The sequence below is a fragment of the Bordetella trematum genome (assembly GCF_900078335.1).
Taxonomy (GTDB): domain Bacteria; phylum Pseudomonadota; class Gammaproteobacteria; order Burkholderiales; family Burkholderiaceae_B; genus Bordetella; species Bordetella trematum.
The window spans coordinates 213131-232382 of sequence record NZ_FKBR01000019.1; the positions used below are offsets into that span (position 1 = coordinate 213131).

General features: G+C 62.6%; 16 protein-coding genes and 1 tRNA gene. 15 read left to right on the forward strand and 2 right to left on the reverse strand.

The features are described from left to right. The first annotated feature begins 1 nt into the window (after position 1). The 8 genes from lolB to ychF all read left to right on the forward strand — a co-directional run bounded on the left by lolB (position 2) and on the right by ychF (position 6048). Positions 2 to 586: a lipoprotein insertase outer membrane protein LolB gene (lolB, locus tag A7V84_RS09660; RefSeq protein ID WP_051348186.1), complete on the forward strand. Its 585-nt coding sequence runs from the start codon at positions 2 to 4 to the stop codon at positions 584 to 586. 30 nt (positions 587 to 616) lie between these two features. Beyond that, positions 617 to 1543, forward strand: a complete 927-nt coding sequence (gene ispE / locus A7V84_RS09665; protein WP_063491826.1) for a 4-(cytidine 5'-diphospho)-2-C-methyl-D-erythritol kinase — start codon at positions 617 to 619, stop codon at positions 1541 to 1543. A gap of 1 nt (position 1544) precedes the next feature. Then, positions 1545 to 1621: transfer RNA gene (locus A7V84_RS09670), tRNA-Gln, on the forward strand. 165 nt (positions 1622 to 1786) lie between these two features. After that, complete coding sequence (locus tag A7V84_RS09675) at positions 1787 to 2737, forward strand: ribose-phosphate pyrophosphokinase (protein WP_025513071.1); 951 nt, start codon at positions 1787 to 1789, stop codon at positions 2735 to 2737. Positions 2738 to 2856: 119 nt separating this feature from the next. Then, positions 2857 to 3450 carry a 50S ribosomal protein L25/general stress protein Ctc gene (locus tag A7V84_RS09680; RefSeq protein WP_025513070.1) on the forward strand — a complete coding sequence of 198 codons (594 nt, stop codon included), beginning with the start codon at positions 2857 to 2859 and terminating at the stop codon, positions 3448 to 3450. A gap of 87 nt (positions 3451 to 3537) precedes the next feature. Further along, positions 3538 to 4125, forward strand: coding sequence for an aminoacyl-tRNA hydrolase (gene pth / locus A7V84_RS09685; protein ID WP_033535495.1), 588 nt, complete (start codon positions 3538 to 3540; stop codon positions 4123 to 4125). Next, the gene (locus tag A7V84_RS09690; RefSeq protein WP_033535494.1) at positions 4125 to 4871 is read left to right on the forward strand and encodes a CPBP family glutamic-type intramembrane protease; all 747 of its coding nucleotides are present in this window, start codon (positions 4125 to 4127) and stop codon (positions 4869 to 4871) included. Before pth ends, A7V84_RS09690 begins: the two co-directional genes overlap by 1 nt. An 85-nt stretch (positions 4872 to 4956) precedes the next feature. Further along, a complete protein-coding gene (ychF, locus tag A7V84_RS09695; RefSeq protein ID WP_025513067.1) occupies positions 4957 to 6048 on the forward strand; it encodes a redox-regulated ATPase YchF in 1092 nt (363 codons plus the stop codon). A 105-nt stretch (positions 6049 to 6153) separates the two neighbouring features. Here ychF and A7V84_RS09700 read toward each other — a convergent pair whose 3' ends face one another. Together A7V84_RS09700 and A7V84_RS09705 are read right to left on the reverse strand one after the other, a co-directional pair. Beyond that, entirely contained in the window at positions 6154 to 8262 is a 2109-nt protein-coding gene (locus tag A7V84_RS09700; protein WP_025513066.1) for a TonB-dependent siderophore receptor, read from the reverse strand. A gap of 108 nt (positions 8263 to 8370) precedes the next feature. Next, on the reverse strand, positions 8371 to 9315 hold the full coding sequence (locus tag A7V84_RS09705) for a helix-turn-helix transcriptional regulator (RefSeq protein ID WP_063491827.1): 945 nt from the start codon (positions 9313 to 9315) through the stop codon (positions 8371 to 8373). A gap of 407 nt (positions 9316 to 9722) precedes the next feature. Here A7V84_RS09705 and A7V84_RS09710 point away from each other — a divergent pair, with 407 nt between their 5' ends. From A7V84_RS09710 to A7V84_RS09740, 7 genes are all read left to right on the forward strand, one after another. Continuing rightward, positions 9723 to 10247: a DUF421 domain-containing protein gene (locus tag A7V84_RS09710; protein WP_063491828.1), complete on the forward strand. Its 525-nt coding sequence runs from the start codon at positions 9723 to 9725 to the stop codon at positions 10245 to 10247. Between the two features lie 1621 nt (positions 10248 to 11868). Beyond that, positions 11869 to 14139, forward strand: a complete 2271-nt coding sequence (locus tag A7V84_RS09715) for a sensor histidine kinase (RefSeq protein WP_063491830.1) — start codon at positions 11869 to 11871, stop codon at positions 14137 to 14139. Next, on the forward strand, positions 14030 to 15082 hold the full coding sequence (locus A7V84_RS09720; RefSeq protein WP_063491831.1) for a response regulator: 1053 nt from the start codon (positions 14030 to 14032) through the stop codon (positions 15080 to 15082). The genes A7V84_RS09715 and A7V84_RS09720 overlap by 110 nt, the downstream gene beginning before the upstream one ends. A gap of 161 nt (positions 15083 to 15243) precedes the next feature. Beyond that, complete coding sequence (locus tag A7V84_RS09725) at positions 15244 to 15924, forward strand: response regulator (protein ID WP_063491832.1); 681 nt, start codon at positions 15244 to 15246, stop codon at positions 15922 to 15924. A gap of 33 nt (positions 15925 to 15957) precedes the next feature. Continuing rightward, positions 15958 to 17295, forward strand: coding sequence for an amino acid permease (locus A7V84_RS09730; RefSeq protein WP_063491833.1), 1338 nt, complete (start codon positions 15958 to 15960; stop codon positions 17293 to 17295). 683 nt (positions 17296 to 17978) lie between these two features. Continuing rightward, positions 17979 to 18509 (forward strand): fimbrial protein, encoded by a 531-nt coding sequence (locus tag A7V84_RS09735; protein ID WP_025513060.1) that lies wholly within the window; start codon positions 17979 to 17981, stop codon positions 18507 to 18509. A gap of 152 nt (positions 18510 to 18661) precedes the next feature. Further along, positions 18662 to 19216: a fimbrial protein gene (locus A7V84_RS09740; protein ID WP_081694981.1), complete on the forward strand. Its 555-nt coding sequence runs from the start codon at positions 18662 to 18664 to the stop codon at positions 19214 to 19216. Positions 19217 to 19252: the final 36 nt, after the last annotated feature.

A 19252-nucleotide genomic window follows, 5' to 3' on the forward strand; every position in this document is an offset into this window, starting at 1 on the left:
TTTGTCAGGCGTTCGACGCCAATGCTTGGCGCGTGCCCTGCGCCTGAGCGTTGCCTTGGGCGTGGCGGCCCTGGCGGCCTGCAGCGGCCTGCCCAAGTCCGAAGACGTGGCGGGCGACGCCTTTGCCCGCGGCGGGCGGTTCGCGATCTCGGCCACCGAGTTCGATGGCCGCCAGCAAGCGGTGCAGGGCGGGTTTCGCTGGCAGGACAATGGCCGCGATTATGTGCTGGACCTGACCAATCCGCTGGGCTCAATCGAGGCGCGGGTCGAGGGCGCTCCGGGGCACGCGCTGCTCACGCGCGCCAACGGCTCGACGCTGCAGGCCCCAGACCCCGACAGCCTGGTGGAGGACGCCCTTGGCAGTCCGGTGCCGGTGTCGGATCTGCGCTACTGGTTGCGCGGCCGCGTGGCGCCGCAGACATCGGATGTGCAACGAAACGAGGCCGGTCAGCCGGTGCAGTTCGTGCAGAACGGCTGGCATGCGCGGCTGTCGCGCTATGACGCGGCGGGGCCGCGGCTGCTGGTGCTGGAGCGCCAGGACGCCGGCCGGCGCATTCTGGTGCGCCTGGTCGTCGATCAGCCCTGAGCGGCGCCATCTGCCACCGAGTACGCCATCGTGACGCTTTACGACGTTCCGGCTCCGGCCAAACTGAATCTGTTCCTGCACATCGTTGGCCGGCGCGCCGACGGATATCACCTGTTGCAAAGCGCCTTCCGCTTCATCGACCTGTGCGACGAGCTGTCCTTCGAGGCGCGTGGCGATGGCGTCATCGAGCGGGACTACACGCTGGAAGGGGTCACGCCCGACCAAGATCTGATCGTGCGCGCCGCGCGCAGCCTGCAGGCTGCCACCGGCACGTCGCAAGGCGCGCGGATCGGCTTGCGCAAACGCATCCCGCAGGGCGGCGGACTGGGCGGCGGCTCCAGCGACGCGGCGACCACGCTGGTGGCGCTCAATCGCCTGTGGGGCTGCGGACTGTCGCGTCGCGAGCTGATGGCGCTGGCTCTGCCGCTGGGCGCCGATGTGCCGGTATTCGTATTCGGCCAGGCGGCCTTCGCCGAGGGCGTGGGCGAGGATCTGCAGCCACTGACGCTGCCGCCGGCGGCCTATCTGGTCCTGCAACCGCCGGTCAGCGTGCCGACGGCTGAAATATTTTCAGCCCCGGATTTGACACGCGATTCAAAACGCGTCAGAATTACGGACTTTCTTGCTTTGCCTACTTCTGGCTTCGGCCAGAACGACATGCAAGCGGCAGTTTTTCAGCGCTACCCGCTTATCCGGGATGCAGCAGAAACGCTGGCGGCGCTGGGAATTCCGGTGCGCATGTCAGGTTCAGGCGCCTGTCTTTTTGCTGAGTTTGCGGATTTGTCCGCTGCGAAAAAAACAGAAGCCGATTTGGCAAAGTTAGAAAATACCGCTATAATGCGCGGCGCTGATAGAAAAATCAGCGACACGCAAACCGGCGTTAAACTGGAATTTCGTTTGATCAAGGCATGCGCCGGATTAAATGAACATCCACTAAAACACTGGATTGCAAACTAGTTGGGGAGTCGCCAAGCTGGTTAAGGCACCGGATTTTGATTCCGGCATGCGAAGGTTCGAATCCTTCCTCCCCAGCCAACCAAATTCATAAAAAAGCTGTTGAACTCCGCCGATGGAAACTGGCTCAGGTTCAGCGGCTTTTTTGTTTTCGGGGGCTTGCGCGGCTCTGAGTCGTCGCGCGGCAGACAATATTTGGACTGCAGGCCCCGGCCCGGCACAGTTTCGAACGACCATCACAGCATCATGGCAAACGACAGCTTCATGATTTTCACGGGCACGGCTAACACCCGCTTGGCCGTGGACGTAGTCAACCATCTGGACATGTCCCTGGGGAAAATGACCGTCGGGCGTTTCTCGGATGGCGAAGTGATGGTCGAGATCAACGAGAATGTCCGCGGCAAGGACGTCTTCGTGCTCCAGCCGACCTGCGCGCCGACCAACGACAACCTGATGGAAATCATGGTGATGGTCGATGCCCTGCGTCGCGCTTCGGCCGGCCGCATCACCGCCGCCATTCCCTATTTTGGCTACGCCCGCCAGGACCGCCGCCCGCGCTCGGCGCGCGTGGCCATCTCGGCCAAGGTCGTTGCCAACATGCTGCAGGTCGCCGGCGTGGACCGCGTCCTCACCATGGACCTGCACGCCGACCAGATCCAGGGCTTTTTCGATATCCCGGTCGACAACATCTATGCCGGCCCCATCCTGCTGGGCGATATCTGGCGCCGCAACTTCTCGAACCTGGTCGTGGTGTCGCCTGACATCGGCGGCGTGGTTCGTGCGCGCGCCCTGGCCAAGCAGCTCGAGGCCGACCTGGCCATCATCGACAAGCGCCGTCCGCGCGCCAACGTCTCCGAGGTGATGAACATCATCGGCGAAGTCGACGGACGCACCTGTATCATCATGGACGACATGGTCGATACCGCCGGCACGCTGTGCAAGGCCGCCCAGGCGCTGAAGGATCGTGGCGCGGGCGCGGTGTATGCCTATTGCACGCACCCGGTGCTGTCGGGCGGCGCGATCGAGCGCATCGCCGCCTCGTCGCTGGATGAGCTGGTCGTCACCGACACCATTCCGCTGTCCGAAGAAGCCCAGGGTTGCGGCAAGATCCGCCAGCTGTCGTGCGCGGCGCTGCTGGGCGAGACCATTCTGCGTATTTCCAACGCCGAGTCGGTCAGTTCGCTGTTTGCGGACTGATTCTGCGGCGTTCTGAATTTGCCCGCCACTGGTCGCGGTGGGGGGCAAACCCATGCCGGGCATGTCGCCCGGCATGTCGTTAACCGGCGAATTCTTCGCCAGAAAGTTTGGAGTCATCCATGAAATTCAATGCCACTGCGCGTAGCGTCCAGGGTACGAGTGCGAGCCGCCGCCTGCGCCGCGCGGGTCGTGTCCCCGCCATTGTTTATGGTGGTGAAGGTGCCCCGCTGAACGTCGAACTGGATCACAACGAGATCTACCATGCCCTGCGCAAGGAACAGTTCCACGCTTCCATCCTGACCATGGCGATGGAAGACGGCAAGACCGAACCGGTGCTGCTGCGCGCCGTTCAATGGCACCCCTACAAGCAACAGGTGCTGCACGTCGACTTCCAGCGCGTGAGCGCCAACCAGGCGCTGCACACCAAGGTGCCGCTGCACTTCATCAACGCCGAGACCTCGCCGGCCGTCAAGCTGAGCGGCGCCATCATTTCGCACATCATCAACGAAGTCGAAGTGACCTGCCTGCCGCAAGCCCTGCCGCAGTTCATCGAAGTGGACCTGGGCAACCTGCTGGGCGGCGCTTCGCTGCACCAGAAGGACATCGTTCTGCCCAAGGGCGTGACCTTCACGCACCCGAACGATGAGCTGGTCATCGTCTCGGCCGTCACCAAGGGTGGCGGCGAAGCGGCTGAAGAAGCTGCTGCCGAGTGATCGGACGGCGGGATAGCCTCCCGCTGCCCCGAACCCTGCGCCTGCGATTTGCATGCGCAGGGTTTTTTATGTTCTAAACACGCCATCATGTCCGAACCGATACGCCTGATCGTCGGGCTGGGCAATCCCGGCCCCGAATACGAAACCACCCGCCACAATGCCGGCTTCTGGCTGGCCGATCATCTGGCTGATGACCTGCGTGCGACCTTCGCACCGGAGAAAGGTTTTTTCGGCCTGGTTGCCAAAGCCCGCTTCGAAGGCGAGAACGTGCTGCTGCTCAAGCCGGCCACCTATATGAACCGCTCGGGCCAGTCGGTGGGCGCGCTGGCGCGCTTCTACAAGCTGACGCCGGAGCAGGTGCTGGTGCTGCATGACGAACTCGATCTGCTGCCCGGCCAGGTCAAGATGAAGCAGGGTGGCGGCCACGCCGGCCACAATGGCCTGAAAGACATCCAGGCGGCCCTGGGCTCGCCCAATTTCTGGCGTTTGCGCATCGGCATCGGCCATCCGCGCAGCCTCAACCTGGCGCAGCAGGTTGCCGACTTCGTGCTGCATGCTCCGCGGCGCGAAGAGCAGGCCGAGATCGATCGCGTGATCGACCGCTGCCGCGTCGCCACGCCTGCCTTGCTGCGAGGCGATTTCGCTGCGGCCACGCGCCAGCTGCGCGAGGCCTGATGACGGCCTTTGCCAGGCGCCTGACGCTGCGCCAGGAGATCGCCGATTTCTGGCGTTTCCTGCGCCGCCCCACGCTTGCCGGCCGCTTCGGGCCGCGCGAAGGCGGACGCTGGGCCGACTGGTATCCGCACATCGGTCTGGGCCGTCTGATGGCCTGGGCCGGTTTGCTGTGGCTGGTGAATCTTTTCGTGCTGGGGCCGATCGCCATCAGCGCCGCGGGCGCCGGAGGCGCGCAGCATCGCATGGATTTGCGCGATCTGCCCTGGGTCGCGGCCATTTTCTGGGCGCCGGTCGTCGAGGAAATGCTGTTTCGCTACGGCTTGCGCCGTCCTCTGCAGGCCTTGTGGGTCGTGCCATTGATGGCGCTGGCCGTCTATTGGGGGCCGCGCGACTGGACCCTGTTCATCGCCGCCATCGTCGTGCTCGCCGCCGTCTGGCTGAGCGGGCGACGCGCCCGCTGGTCGATGACGTTGGGCCGATCGTATTGTGCGCACTACGGCTGGGTCTTTCACCTTGCTGCGCTGGCCTTTGCGGGCGTGCACCTGAATAATTTCGCGCTCAATCAGATGCCGCTGTGGCTGCTGCCCTTGCTGGTGTTGCCGCAATGGCTCACCGGGCTGGTACTGGGCTGGATGCGCACGCGACGCGGCATCGGCGCCTGCTTCGCCCTGCATGCCGTTTTCAACGCCGGCCCCATGCTGCTGATCAGCCTGCTGCTGACGCTGCAGCCGTCGCTGGCTCCCTGAGGCGGCCCAGCGGTTAAACTCCAGCCTATCCCTTTATCACTCCGTCCGCCTGCCCTGGCGGGCTTCGCTCTCAGACAGGAATTCCATGGCTCTGCAATGCGGCATCGTCGGCCTGCCCAACGTCGGCAAATCGACGCTCTTCAATGCTCTGACCCGCGCTGGTATCGCGGCCGAGAACTACCCGTTCTGCACCATCGAGCCCAACGTGGGCGTTGTCGAAGTGCCGGACCCGCGCCTGGAAAAGCTGGCCGAGATCGTCAAACCCGAGCGCGTGCTGCCGGCGACGGTTGAGTTCGTCGACATCGCCGGCCTGGTGGCCGGCGCCAGCCAGGGCGAAGGCCTGGGCAACCAATTCCTCTCGCACATTCGCGAAACCGATGCCATCGTCAATGTGGTGCGCTGCTTCGAAGACCCCAACGTCGTGCACGTGGCCGGCAAGGTCGACCCCATCGCCGACATTGAAGTCATCGAAACCGAGCTGGCCCTGGCCGACCTGCAGACCGCCGAGAAGGCCCTGCACCGCCACGCCAAGACGGCCCGTTCGGGCGACAAGGAAGCGCAGCGTCTGGTGAGCGTGCTGGAGAAGGTCATCGCCCACCTGAACGAAGCCAAGCCCGTGCGCTCGCTGGGGTTGTCGGATGAAGACATGGCCCTCATCAAGCCGCTGTGCTTCATCACCGCCAAGCGCGCCATGTATGTCGGCAACGTCAGCGACGACGGCTTCGAGAACAACCCCATGCTGGACCGCCTGGTCGAATTCGCCAAGCAGCGCAACGCGCCGGTGGTGGCCATCTGCGCTTCCATCGAGTCCGAGATCGTGGACCTGCCCGACGAAGACCGTCAGGCCTTCCTGGCCGACATGGGCATGGAAGAGCCGGGCCTGAATCGCCTGATCCGCGCCGCCTTCAAGCTGCTCGGCCTGCAGACCTACTTCACGGCCGGCGTCAAGGAAGTGCGCGCCTGGACGGTCGCCATCGGCGCCACCGCCCCGCAGGCCGCCGGCGTCATCCACACAGACTTCGAACGCGGCTTCATCCGCGCCCAGACCATCGCCTACGAAGACTTCATCGCCTTCAAGGGCGAGCAGGGCGCCAAGGAAGCCGGCAAGATGCGCGCCGAAGGCAAGGAATACATCGTCCAGGACGGCGACGTGATGAACTTCCTGTTCAACGTCTGATCTTCCCGCTCTCTGCCACCTTGGTGGCAGAGAAGGAAAAGCCCGGCCCGGAGTCATTCCGGGCCGGGCTTTTTCATGGTGCGTTGTCGTGGGCCGGCTGCGACGTCAGAATCTGTAGTTCACATTCAGGGTGACGCTGCGTTCGGCGCCGAAGTAGCAGAACTCCAGCGAGTTGCAGGCCGCGACGTATTGCTTGTCGAACAGGTTCAGAACATTGAGGCGGGCGCTCAGGCCCTTGGCGCCGAGGTTGGCGAAATCGTAGCCCACGGCCAGGTCGACGAGCGTGTACGAGGGCAGCGTGTGGGTGTTGGCCCGGTCGGATTGAATGCCTGCGACATGGCGCACGCCCAGGGCGGTGCTCAGGCCTTGCAGCCGGCCATTGTGGTGATAGTCGGCCCACAGGTTGGCCATGTGCCGGGGCGCATAGACGGCGCGTTTGCCCTGGTTGCCATCGTCGCTGCGGGTGTAGCGGATGTCGTTGTAGCTGTAGTTCGCCTGCAGGCGCAACTGGCGGGTGAGCCAGGTGTCGGCTTGCGCTTCCAGACCGCGTGAGCGAATCTTGCCCACGGCCCGGTAGGGGTCGGTGGGCTGCTCCTTGGTGGCGACGTTTTTCTGCTCGATGCTGAATACCGACAGGGCGTACAGGTCGCGGCTGTCTGCGGGCTGGTATTTGAGCCCCGCCTCCCACTGTTCGCCTTGCATGGGTTTGAGCAGCTTGCCGCCGGCGTCGACAAAGTTGGTGGGGGTGAAGGCGGTCGAATAGCTGACATACGGCGCCACGCCGTTGTCGAACAGGTAGAGCAGGGCGGCGCGGCCGCTGAACTGGTGGTCTTTCAGGGTGCTGCTCAGGCCGGTGTCGCGGTTGGTGCTGCGGATATCAACGCTGTCATAGCGTCCGCCCAGAGTCAGGCGCCATTGATTCCAGGACATCAGATCCTGCATGTAGAGGCCGGTCTGTTTGAGTTTGTGCCGCTCACGCGTGGATGGGTAGCGGGCGCTCGGCCCGCTGCCATAGACAGGATCGAAGGCGTCGATGGCAGGAAAGGCGCCGGATGGCCAGTCGACGTCGTTTTTGCGTTGTTGATAGTCCAGCCCGGTGAGCACACGGTGGCTGATCGAACCGGTGTCGAAACTCAGCTCGATCTGGTTGTCGACGGTGAAGGCGTGCAGGCTTTCGTCGCTGCCGGAGTAATAGCGGGTCAGTTCGGTAGGCGAGGCCCAGCCATAGGCATAGACCTGGTCCAGCTTGACGGTGGACTGGAGGTACTGCGCGTTCTGGCGAAACGCGGCCGTGTCGCCGAAACGATGTTCCAGGGCATAGGCAAGCAGAGTCTGGTTGCGGCGAAAACCTTCATGGCCGGGTTCGCCTTCATAAAAAGAACGTGAGAGTTTGCGGCCGTTGCGTGGCACGACCGTGCCCTCATAGGGCAGGCCGGAATGGTAGCCGCCCTCCGGTTCGCGCTGCAGATAGGCCATGAGATCCAGCGTGGTATCCGGCGTGACATTCCAGGTGAGCGACGGCATCAGTACGTAGCGCTCTTCCCTGACCTTGTCGACCTGGGTGTCGCTGCGACGCGCCTTGGCGTCCAGGCGCCAGGCAAGCCGTCCGTCGGCGGCGGTGTCGTTGAGGTCCAAGGCGCTGTAGCGCTGCCGGTTGGTGCCGACACCGATCTCCACTTCGCCGAAGGTGTCGAACTCGGGCCTGCGGGTCTGCAATGCCACGATGCCGCCCGGCGACGATTGGCCGTAGAGCACGGCCGCCGGGCCCCGCACGACCTCGATGCTCTCCAGGAACCAGGGGTCGATCACCAGCGAACTGTGCGAATTGGTGTCGCCCAGGATCTTCAGCCCGTTGAGATAGGTGTTGCCCAGGCTGCCATCGGAGAAGCCGCGCAGCACCAGATAGTCGAACCGGTTCGAGGCGCCAACCTGGTTGCTGAATACGCCAGGCGTGTAGGAGACGGCCCGTTGGACGCTGACGGCGCCCTGCTGCTGCATCTGCGATTGGGAAATGACCGATACCGCCTGAGGGGTTTCGACCAAGGGTGTCAGCAGCTTGGTGGCGCTTTGCTGCGCGCTGACGCGGACGGCACCCAGGGTAGGCGCTTCATCCGCGGTGGGGCTGGGCGTCGGCTGGGCGTGGCTGGCTGTGCCCAGGCCCGTGGCCAGGAAGGCGATGGCCAGGCGGAACGGGCTGCGGTGCTGCGCAATCATGGTTTCCAGGTTCTGAATTTATGCGAATGAGAATTATTGCTTCTCGTGCTGCCCAATGGCTATGCAAGCTGGCGTATTGCGTATGCGAGCCGGCAAGGCAGGCGTGATTCAGGTATGCCGGCTGGGAGAGGTGCCGTAACGCTTGCGAAAGGCCGTGGCGAAATTGGTGGCGTGCCCATACCCGGACAGATGGGCCGCCTGTTGGACCGAATAGCCTTGCTGGAGGTAATGGCTGGCCAGGGTCAGGCGCTGCTCACGCAGATAGTGGAACACCGGCGCGCCGAACAGAGCGCGGAACTTGCTGCGAAAACTGCTGACGCTCATGGCCGCCAGATCGGCCAGCTGTTCCACGGTGTAAGCCTGGGCCGGGGCATGGTCGAGTTGGAAGCGGATTGCCTCCAGGCGTTCGCGCTCGCCGGGGGAGAGGCTGGCCGGCTCGGCCGGCCAAGCCGCTTGCAGGCCGTGAGCGAGCAGTTGCAGGGCCAGGCCCTCGAGCATGAGCCGCTGCGCCGGGCCGCCAGAGGTCTGGCGCGCCTGCCAGTGTCGCAGCGACTGCAGCAGGGCGGCGGGAACGGGCCAGCAATGGCACAGGGGGCGCGCAGGCAGGGCAATGTCATGCCAGCGGGCGGCGTCCGCGCCCAGGCGGCTGTCCAGGGCGAGGGTCAGGGTTTGCAGATGCTGTCCGCAGCCATGGAAGGCGCGCAACGCGGTATCGCTGTCCAGGCGGGCAATGAGTGCCGTGCCCGCCTGCGCCTGGTACTGGCGGGCAGCGATCTCCAGTTGCACGCTGCCTTGCAGTACTACCAGGAGAAAGCAGTTGGTGTGGCCGGTCGAGCGTGTTTCGTAGGGCCGCAGGACGTCCAGGCGGGAATGGGTCGCGTGCAGTCCGGACGGCAGCATCAATTCCTGGACGCTGCCGCGCAGCACGACGGCGTGGCGCGCTGCGGCCGATTGCCTCGGGAAATGGTAGTCAATGCCGAAGCGTTCGCCGAAGCCGTGCAGATCGGCGATGGACAGTTGCGCCGGCAAGGGGGGTGATGTGGAAAGCTCCATCGGTCGCAACACTTTGAGCGGGATCGTAATGATAATCGTTGCTATGCTCAAAATACAGGATAAACCGCTGGGGCATCCGCCGGGATCCGGTCGTCATTTTGTGTCGCGCGCCCATGGTTTCTCATAGGCGTTGCGGGCGGGGCGTTCATGTCCGTCGCCGGCGGGGTGGCCGGAGTTGCCGTCCGGGTCGGGATTGTCCTTTTGCCGCTTCTGCTACCTGGAGGGTTATTGAGGCTAGGTGGCGAGCTTCTCTGCCGGGCTTTCTGGGCGGTGCGGGCTTATTGGGTTGCTCCAGCATCTGTTAATGCCATGCCCTGTCTGGCAAGTTTTGCGCCTGCCGGGGAGCGGCAGGCGGTCGGGATCGTGCTTGCCGATTGCACGGGCCGTGGCGAGAAAAGGAGGCAACGATGGCATTGATCACTGATGTCTTTGCTTTGCAGGTCGGGCCTGCAGAAATGATCCTGAGGGGATCGACGATCTATTGGGCGCTGTTTCTCCTGCTGCGGCTTGCCGGACGACGCGATCTTGGTTCACTCGGGGCGGCCGACTTGCTGGTCCTGGTATTGGTCGCCGATGCTGCCGGGAACGCGATGTCCGGCAGTTCGGACTCCTTGGGCGACGGCCTGATCGTGGTGACGACGATCGTGGCATGGAGTTGGTTGCTGGACCGGCTCTGTTACCGCTTTCCCGCCCTGCAGCGCTGGATCGAGCCGCGCCGGGTGTGCCTGGTGCGCGATGGCCGCATCGATGTCGCGGGCATGCGGCGTGAGCATGTCAGTCGGCAGGAATTGATGGAGCAGTTGCGCCTGAAGGGAATAGGCTCACTGAAAGGCGTCAGGCGCGCCTATATCGAATCAACAGGGGAAATCAGCGTCATTCCTTGCTCGGAGCCCGAGGCGCCGGGTGAGGACTCCACGCGATCGGAGCCTTGAGCGCGGTGCTGGCGCTGTGTTCCGGCACGCGGCGGTGTGGCGCCTGGGCGAAGGCGGCGGGCGTGATCACCAGGGGGGGATCATGAGGATAAGCCCGATGATCACAATGGCGCCCGCCAGCCAATACAAGAATTTCCTGTTTCTCAATTGCGCCTCCTTGGATGAAACGATCCAGCATGGACTCGTTGTAGCGTATCGGAGCCTGCGCTACGCCATGGCTTCTGATCATTCGCGGTATGCGCGGCCTGCCGCAGCCATTTCGTAGCGCCGATCAATACCCACTCTATATCAGGACGACTTCTGATCGGTGTGCGTCGTGCTCCCAATTGTTAACGAGGATTGCCGGGCCGGACCGAGCTGCTTGCGACAGGTGGTCCGGATGGGGGAGCTGGTCTTTCCTGAGCAGTGCGCTTGTCCCGGGGTGATGGCCGGACCTCAGGGCGAAGGTTGCTAAGCGGCGAAAGCGTGCCGGTCGTGTTGCAGATTTCTCACAGGAAAGTGCCCGTGTGCCGCCTTGTTCCGGAAGGGGAGGACAGAGTCTCTACCGACGGCTGTTACAAGGTTCTTACGGAATTAAATAGAAACAAGCAGAAATTAAATTCCATAAATTGCTTGAAGTTACCGATGCATTTGTCGGGGATGTGAAACTATCTGACGGCATATGCAATATCGTATTGCAATGCAACATCGTCGGCAGATTAAAAAACATCCGGTTTCATTATTCAATTTTTGAAATTAGTACCTGATTTAATCGAGTTTTACTGCTTGCATGGCGCGAGGCCTTGATTTTCGAATTTCCAGGTGCTGATTAGGGCGGTGCCTGTGGCACGGGCGCCCCGAAGTAACGGTTTCAATGCAGGCCGATGTCGCCCGCTGAAAATGCAGAGCTGACGATATTGATCGTCTCAGTCAAGATCTGCGTTGATATGCAAGCATCTGTTTTATATTGGTTATTTTTGTTTATTAATGCGCCCGTCAATATAACACTGATATAAAAGTGGTTATTTACGGGTGGGTGTCTCAAGTAGGTTCCGGGTTTGGAAGCGTGCCTGCCGGGCACCGGAAATAGAATTTGTATGAAAAATAAAATATTGCTTGTTTACGGTGGAGTTTATTCATCTGGATTAAGCTCGGCGGATGGTTGTGAGACATTTAAGTTAAATAGAGTGGCAAATTGTGTTGGCGCCCTGAGGCTTGTGTATTATCTGTATCAACTGTGTTTTTCGTTGCATGTGCCAGCGGTGGTCATTGCATGTTGCGGAACTCCTGTAAGCCATGCGTCCGGACAACCCTGTCTGAGAACGATCGACTATATGCAGAAAGTCTTGCAAGGCTATTTTCCGCGTCTGAGGGGCGGGCGAAAGCGGAAGGATCGGGATAACTGGCCCGAACTAATGCATGTCTACTTTGCCGCGCAATTGCGCTGCGGGGAGCCGATGGCGCCGTCAGAGAAAATAAAGCAGCCTTCGGCGGTTTGTTTTCAACTGGCACCTTAAAGCGCCAATCAAAACTTTGACGAATGTTTCCTGCGTGCAGCAGTGACTGCCGCGGGGGCCTGTGCGTGGATATTGCCACGCGAGATAAGTTGAAGCGCAGATGGAGGAACGCCTTGCGGGACGATATGTTGATCCGTTTGCGGCGCTATCAGCATCTGTTGCTGGTGGGTGGCGGCGCGCTGATCACGATGTTTGTGGTGTTGGCCTGTGTCCTGCAGATATGGACAACGGTTAGCAGCTATGTCGCAGCGACCAGGGATGAGATGACGGCTTCGGCGCATCGCGCCGAGGATGGGATTCTGCGCCTGGCCGTTGCCATGCGCGGCGACGTGCGCAGTATTGCCAGCAGCTGGGCGGTATTGGCCGCAGAACAGCAGATGACGGGCGCGCCGATAGACCGGGATCTGGCCGAGGCGGTCGCCAGCGTACGCAGCGCAACCGAGCTGTCGGTGTATCTGCTGGATGGCGACTTGCGACCTATCGTGGTGTCGACGGCCCTGGGCCAAGGTTTGCGCTGGAACGACGTGGCGATGCCGGATCGTGCCCAGGCGGCGCGCGCATTGCGCGACAGCGTCGTGCCCTATCTGCCGGCGCCTGAGGATATTCCTTTCATGCTGGGGGGGCCGCCGATCGCGTGGGTCATCCCTCATACCAGCCCGGTCACCGGGCAGCGTGTCATCAGCGCGATTACCACGGTGACAGGATTCGAGGGGCGGGTGCTGGGCACCCTGGTGTTCGAGCTTCCCTTGAGCACCTTGGCGGCCACGGTGGCCTGGGATGCCAAACGCGGCCAGTATCTGGTCCTGAGTCCGGATGGCGAGCTGGTCTTGCCCAGCATGGGCAACGAGCATCCCGATACGCTGGCGCTGGCGCACGTCGCGCAGGGTAATGGCCTGGGCCTGGGCAGGGAGCGTCAGAGCGTTTATGCGGACGGCTATCTGCTGTCGAGCTGGATGCTCGAACCCACGCCCTGGCGTCTGGTCTACGCGCTGTCGCGACAGGATATCGTGGCGGGCGTGGCGGCGCCGGCCGTGGCCTCGATACTCACCGGGGTGCTGATCATCGCAGTGGCGTGGTTGTTGCTGATGATGCTCAAGCGCAAGGTCTTCCTGCCGGCAGTGGCGCAATCGCAACTGGTGTTTGAAAGCGAACAGCTGAGCCGCGCGCTGGTCGACACGGCGCCGGTCGGGCTGGGGCTGATTGCAATCAATACAGGCCAGCCCTTATTGCGCAGCACCGCGATGGAAGAGGTCGAAGCACGAGCGCTGGTGCCGGGCGGAAATCTGTCGGCCGAACTCTGCGCGCAGTTCCTGCACCACGAGATGCGCGCGGGGCAGGATACGGAGGCCGCACTCAATCTGGAGCTGAGCCTGGCCACGCGCGCCGGCCCGCCCATGGATCTGTCGGTCAGCCTGGCGCGGGCCCGCTACAAGGGCGAGGACGTACTGGTCGCGGCGTTCACCGACGTGACGGCGCAAAAGCAGGTCGAGCGCGCGCTGCACGAGGCCAGGCAGGCGGCGGATTCCGCCAATGCCGCCAAGTCGGCGTTTCTGGCGGCCATGAGTCATGAGATCCGTACCCCGCTCAATGCCATCCAGGGCAATCTTGAGCTGCTGTCTCATTCCACGCTGGATCCGGTGCAACGGGATCGGCTGGCCACCATACGCAGTGCTTCGGAAGACCTCTTGAGCACCGTGAGCGACGTGCTCGATTTCTCTAAGATCGAGGCCGGCGAGTTGCATCTGGAACAGGTGGTCTTTGATGTTCATGAGGTGGCGGCACGCTCCCTGATCATGTTTGCGCCGCTGGCCAAAGCCAAGGGGCTGGTGCTGGAGGGCGAGTTCGGCTGGCGGCCGGCCCAGCCCATGCGTGGCGATCCGACGCGCCTGGCGCAGGTTCTGAACAACCTCTTGTCCAATGCCCTGAAGTTCACCGCCAATGGCAAGGTAACGCTGCGCCTGGCGCTGGAGGCGGCCAGCCGGCAGCTGGTGGTGTCGGTCGAGGATACCGGCATCGGCTTGTCTCCCGAGCAGATCGCCGGCCTGTTCCGTGCCTTCAGCCAGGCAGACGCCACGATCAATCGCCGTTTCGGCGGCACCGGATTGGGCCTGGCCCTGTGCGCCCGCCTCACGCGCGCCATGGGCGGGCATATCTCGGTGACCAGCGAGCCGGGCCGGGGCAGCTGCTTCACCCTGCGCCTGGGGTTGGGAGAAGGGGTGCCCACCGGCACCATGCCGATCTTCGCCGGCGAGCAGATCGTGCTCGTGGCCGAGCAGGGCGGCGCCTATGTGGCGCGCGCTGTCGGCCTGGGGCTTGCGCCCGCAGGTATTCAGCGATGCCTCGCAAGTCAGCGCCGATACGCTGGAGGCCGCGGCGGCCACCATTTTCTGGGGTGAACGCGAAGCCAGCCAGACCGAGCACGAGAACCGGCTGGTGGAAGATTCCAAATGGGTCATCGATTGCGCCGCCGAGGGGCCGAGCCGTCCGGTCGCGGTGGGCCGTCTGATCAGCATTTCCATCTTTGGCCTGCGCGGGCTGATGCTGTCGCTGGAGTTCGCCCTGCAGCGCCGGGAGCTCGCCATGCAGGCCCGTCCGCGCTATCGCCTGGGGCAGGCCCTGAAGGTGCTGGTGGTCGAGGACCATCCCGTGACGCGCCGTTTGCTGGAAGAGCAGCTGACCCTGCTGGGTTGCCAGGTCCACGCTGTCCCGGATGGGCAACAGGCCTTGCAGCAACTGGAGCGCGAAGGCTGCGAGGTTTTCATGACCGACCTCTCCATGCCGGGCATGGACGGGTATGAACTGGTGCGCCGGGTGCGTCAGCAGCATCCCTGGCTGCCGATCCTGGTCGTGACGGCGGATGTCACCCCCCAGCAGACACGCAGATTTGCCCACGATACCCGCATCAAGGTACTGGGCAAGCCATTGGCGCTGGAGGCGCTGGGGCGTGCCCTGTCGCAGATCTCGGGGGTGCAGCCCGTGGTGGGAGAGCCGCAGCTCAGCGATGACCTGCTGGGCGGAAAGCCCTTGCCCGAAGAGCTCCGGCAGACTTTTCAGACGGCCAATGAGGCGAGTCTGGAAGCGATGCGCGAGGCCTGGGAGAAGAATGATGTGCCGCGCCTGCTGGCCGAGCTGCATGCCTTGCGCGGTGCGCTCAATGTTTTCGGCATGGAGTGGCTGGCCAAGCAAAGTGCCGAACTCTCGCAAGCCCTGAAACAGGGGGATATGCAAAGCCATCAAACCCGTTTCGCCCGTTTCTGCTTCGATCTGCAGCGGACCTTCTCGGTGCAGTCAGCACCCGAGGCGCGCGCAGACAGGCCAGGGAGGGCGGCCGTGGGATGAGCTGCCGAGACGGTGTGCTGAGGTTTGGCATAGATCAAGCCAGGGCTCAGACACGAACTAGTACGAGATACATGCCCGTTGGCATGGCCTACAGTAAACCAGGGCCGGGTTCCAGATTCGAACAATCCTGGCTTGCATTTCAGACGCGATAGGGGGGCTGCGTGACAATCAACTTGATACTTGCCGATGATCATCCTGCTTTGCTGAGCGGCATGGAGCTCGGGCTGTCAGAGGTGCCGGGCTTGCGTGTTGTCGGCAAGGCCAGGAATTCCACCGAGCTGCTCGCCCTGCTTGCAACCCAGCAGTGCGATATTCTCTTCAGCGACTACAGCATGCCTGGCGGTAGCTTTGGCGATGGCATGGGGATGCTGTCTTATGTGCGCCGGCGCTACCCGAAGATCAAGATCATCGTCTTTACCGTGATCGACAACGATGCCATCGTGTTCGAAATGATGCGCCTGGGTGTGAAGTCGGTGCTCAATAAGAGCGAAAGCATGCGGCAGGTGGTCGCCGCGATCCAGGCCGTGCATACCGGCGGCGTCTATGCGCCGCCGTTGCTGGCCCGCGAGGCCCAGGCGCATGCGGAAAGCAATGGCCTGCCGGCGCTTTCGCGCCGCGAAGTCGAGGTGCTGCGGCTGTATGTCAGCGGCGCTTCGGTCACGCAGATCGCCCGCCAGCTCAACCGCACCAAGCAGACGGTCAGCACGCAGAAGTCCAGCGCCATGCAGAAGCTGGGCCTGCAGCGCGATGTCGATCTATTCCGTTTCGCCTACCAGAACGGGATGGTGCAGGGCAGCGATGCCCTGGCCGTGCGCGGTTCTGCCGCATGTGTCTTGAACTGACTTCGCGGGCACAGCCCGAGAGGATACCGAAGCATGAGTGACATCAAGCAAATCGGGCAGCGGGAGGCTGGGCTGCCCAAGGTGTTCGGACGGCATCAGATGGCCATGGTCGCGGTGGGCGCGATCATCAGTTATGGCCTGATGACGGGGGCCGGATTCCCATTGAGCCTGGCCGGACCGGGGGTGGTGGTCAGCTATCTTGCCGCCAGTGTGGTGGTGCTGCTGATGGCCTATTGTCTTGCGGAGATGGCGGCCCGGCATCCCATGCCCGGAGCGTTCGGATCCTATGCCGAAGCCTATCTGGGCGCGGGTAGCGGGTTCGTCGTGCGCAGCGCCTATGTCGTCGGCCTGCTGTGCATCATCGGCACGGAAATGGAACTGTTGGGCAGCGCCCTGACGCCCATGCTGCCGGGGCTGTCTGCGACGCTCCTGTCTGTCCTTGGCCTGATCGCGATCATGGGCGTGAATCTGCTGCCTGCGCAGTGGTTCGCGCGCCTGGAGTTTTCGCTATCGGCGGTGAAGGTCGCCGCCCTGCTTTTTTTCGTGGGCTGCGCCTGGCGTGTTTTTTTCCAGAGCGAGGCAACCTTGCCTGCGCCGCAGAGTCTGCAAGCCGCCGGCGAGATGCTCTATTGGAAGGGGATTCTCGAGGCCTTCGTCCTGGCCGTGCTGGGCTATGCCGGCATGGAGTCCCTGGCAGTTGCAGCTGGTGAAACGACGGCCTCGCCGGGAATCATCCGGCGCGTCATCCACACGACAGCGTGGCTCTTGGTCGGTCTGGCGCTGGCCGTGGTGGTTGTGTCGGTGGCGGTAAGCATGCTGGGCATCCTGCCGTTGTCGGGGCCGCCCATGGCTTTTATCTTGCGCCAGAGTGGAGTGCCGGCCGGCTGGATGAACATAGCCATCGCGGTGGCGGTGCTGTCGGTGCTCAATAGCCAGCTGTATGGCGCCTCGCGCATGCTGTTCAGCCTGGGGCGTGCCGAGCGGCGTCTGCACTGGCTGGGAGAGCTGCGTGGCGGTTCGCCGCGCAACGCGGTGCTGGCGGTGGGCGTGGTCTCGCTGCTGGTTTTCGCCTTTTTCAAACTGTACATGTTCCAGACCTTCATCGCGGCCACGACGATTGCCTCATCGTGCTTGCTATTGGTGTGGTTGATGGTGTTTTTTTCCTATCTGCGCTTTCGTCAGCAGGCGGCGCCCTTGCGACAGTCCGACCGGGCGCTGGCCTCCTGGCCAGCCTGGGGCGGCGTGGTGCTGGTGGTGGGCGTGGCGCTGTCCACCTGGCGTCTGGAGCCGTTCGAGCTGACTCTCATGATCGGGGGACCCTTCCTCCTCGTTTTGTGTCTCGTTTACATGCTGTTTTTCAGGCTGCGGTGAGTCGCTTCGTGAAGTGTTGTTTTTATGGTTTTCAAGGTGCACTCAGGTGCACCTTTTTTATTGATCAAACCCCGTTCTTTTAGATGTTTTAACGCGATTCGACCTAGTTCTATGGTCCCTGTTGCTGGGGGCGCGTAACTTCCTAATCACGCCCTTAGTGGTGACCGGCGAAAGCAGGATTTCCTTGTGTATGCGTTGACTCGCGGAGTGGCTGCAATGAGCAAGCTAGGTTTTTGGGGAGATTTCGAAACGAAGATCGTCTGCAATGAGCTGCGGCGTCAGGAGCTCCTTTCCGTTTCGGATTGGATTCACGACGCAAGCGACTGCGCAGCACGATTCTCGCCAATTACCTACCAGGGGTATTGCCTCTGGGCCACACCGTGTCGGCGGCTGGTGTGCAAATCACCCTGGTTTGCGCGCCGAGTTGCCACTGTGGTTCGTTGGATGGTTGCCGATATCAGGTACCAGAAGGGTTTGAGCAGCCAGTCTCATTTGATGGGGCGTGTAGTCCGCCAAGCGCTGTTTTGGCCGGGAAACTGGCTGCTCGGTAGTGCCATGACTCTTTTGCGTTCGGATATCAGCGTATCGACCCTCCGTGCTCGCGAATCGTTTGTACAGCGTTAATCCATACCGCCGTTTTTCTTGTTAATCGACCCCCCCTGTCCTTAAAAGGATCTTGCATCATGAAGAAGACTCTCATCACCTCCCTGGTTGCCGCCTCGTTCGCCCTGCTGGCCGGCGGCGCTTCCGCCGACACCGGTAAGATCAATTTCCAAGGCGTGATCACCGAATCGGCTTGCTCGATCGGCGGCGGCCAGCAAGGCTCCGACATGATCGTGTCGATGGGCTCGATCTCGACCAACCAGTTCAGCGCTGTTGGCGATCGCAGCACCATGACCGACTTCACGATTGCGCTGCTGGGCTGCGACACGACCGTCGCCCAGACCGCCAGCATCTCGTTCAAGCCGGGTGCCGGCAGCGTGGTGGGCAACCGTTTGCTGAGCCTGGAAAACGGCGGCGGCGCGCAGAACGTGGCCGTCGGCCTGGTCGACAGCCAAGGCGCTGACGTCATCGTTGGCGGCCCGGCCGTCCAGTATGGCCTGGTGAACGGCGACAACAACTTCTACTTCAAGGCCTTCTACGAAGCCACCGACGCGAACGTGGTGGCCGGTTCGGCCAACGCCCGCGCCATCTTCGAGGTTACCTACTCGTAAGGCGTGAAGGGCGCGTAAGCGCCCTGGGGCCGGGTGAGTCATCCGGCCCGTTTTTCCAAAAACAATCACTTCCCGCTTCCCTGCGCCTGTGGCGCCCGGGGAAAGCATGAGTGTTGCCTGCTGTCAGCCATACCAGGCCAGGAATCCAGATTATGCGCAGATGTATAGCTAAAGCCGGAAAGCCGTTTCTCGTGATGGCGCTGTCGATGGTGTCTGGCGCTGCCTGGTCCCAGGCGACCCTGACGATCAATGCCAACCTGACCACGGTGCCTTGCACGGTGTCGACCGAAACCGTGATCTTCGGCGAAGTGCCGACGAACGAGTTCAAGCCCGGCGGTGGCATGGGCACCAACTTTGAACGCAATGTGGCGCTGACGATCGGCGGCTGCGAGGTGGCAACGCTGCGTTCGGCCAGCCTGAAGTTCACCGGCATCACAGTTTCCCAGATCCCCAATGGCACCGGCCTGGCGTTGACGCCCGTGGCAGACGGCGCCGAAGGCCTCGCCATCACCTTGACCAACAACGATGCCGTGCACGGCACGCTGGGGCAGGCCATCCGCTTCGATGGTACCGAGACCTACGCGCTCAACGTATCGAGCGGAAAGAACACCTATGAATTCAAGGCGGCCTATGTACGCGTGCCGGGCGTGCCGCTCAAGCCCGGCCCGGCCGATTCGTCGGTGCTGGTGACGTTGACGTACTCCTGATTCTCCGTCGTTGAGCATGGTAGTTCCTGCTCCGAC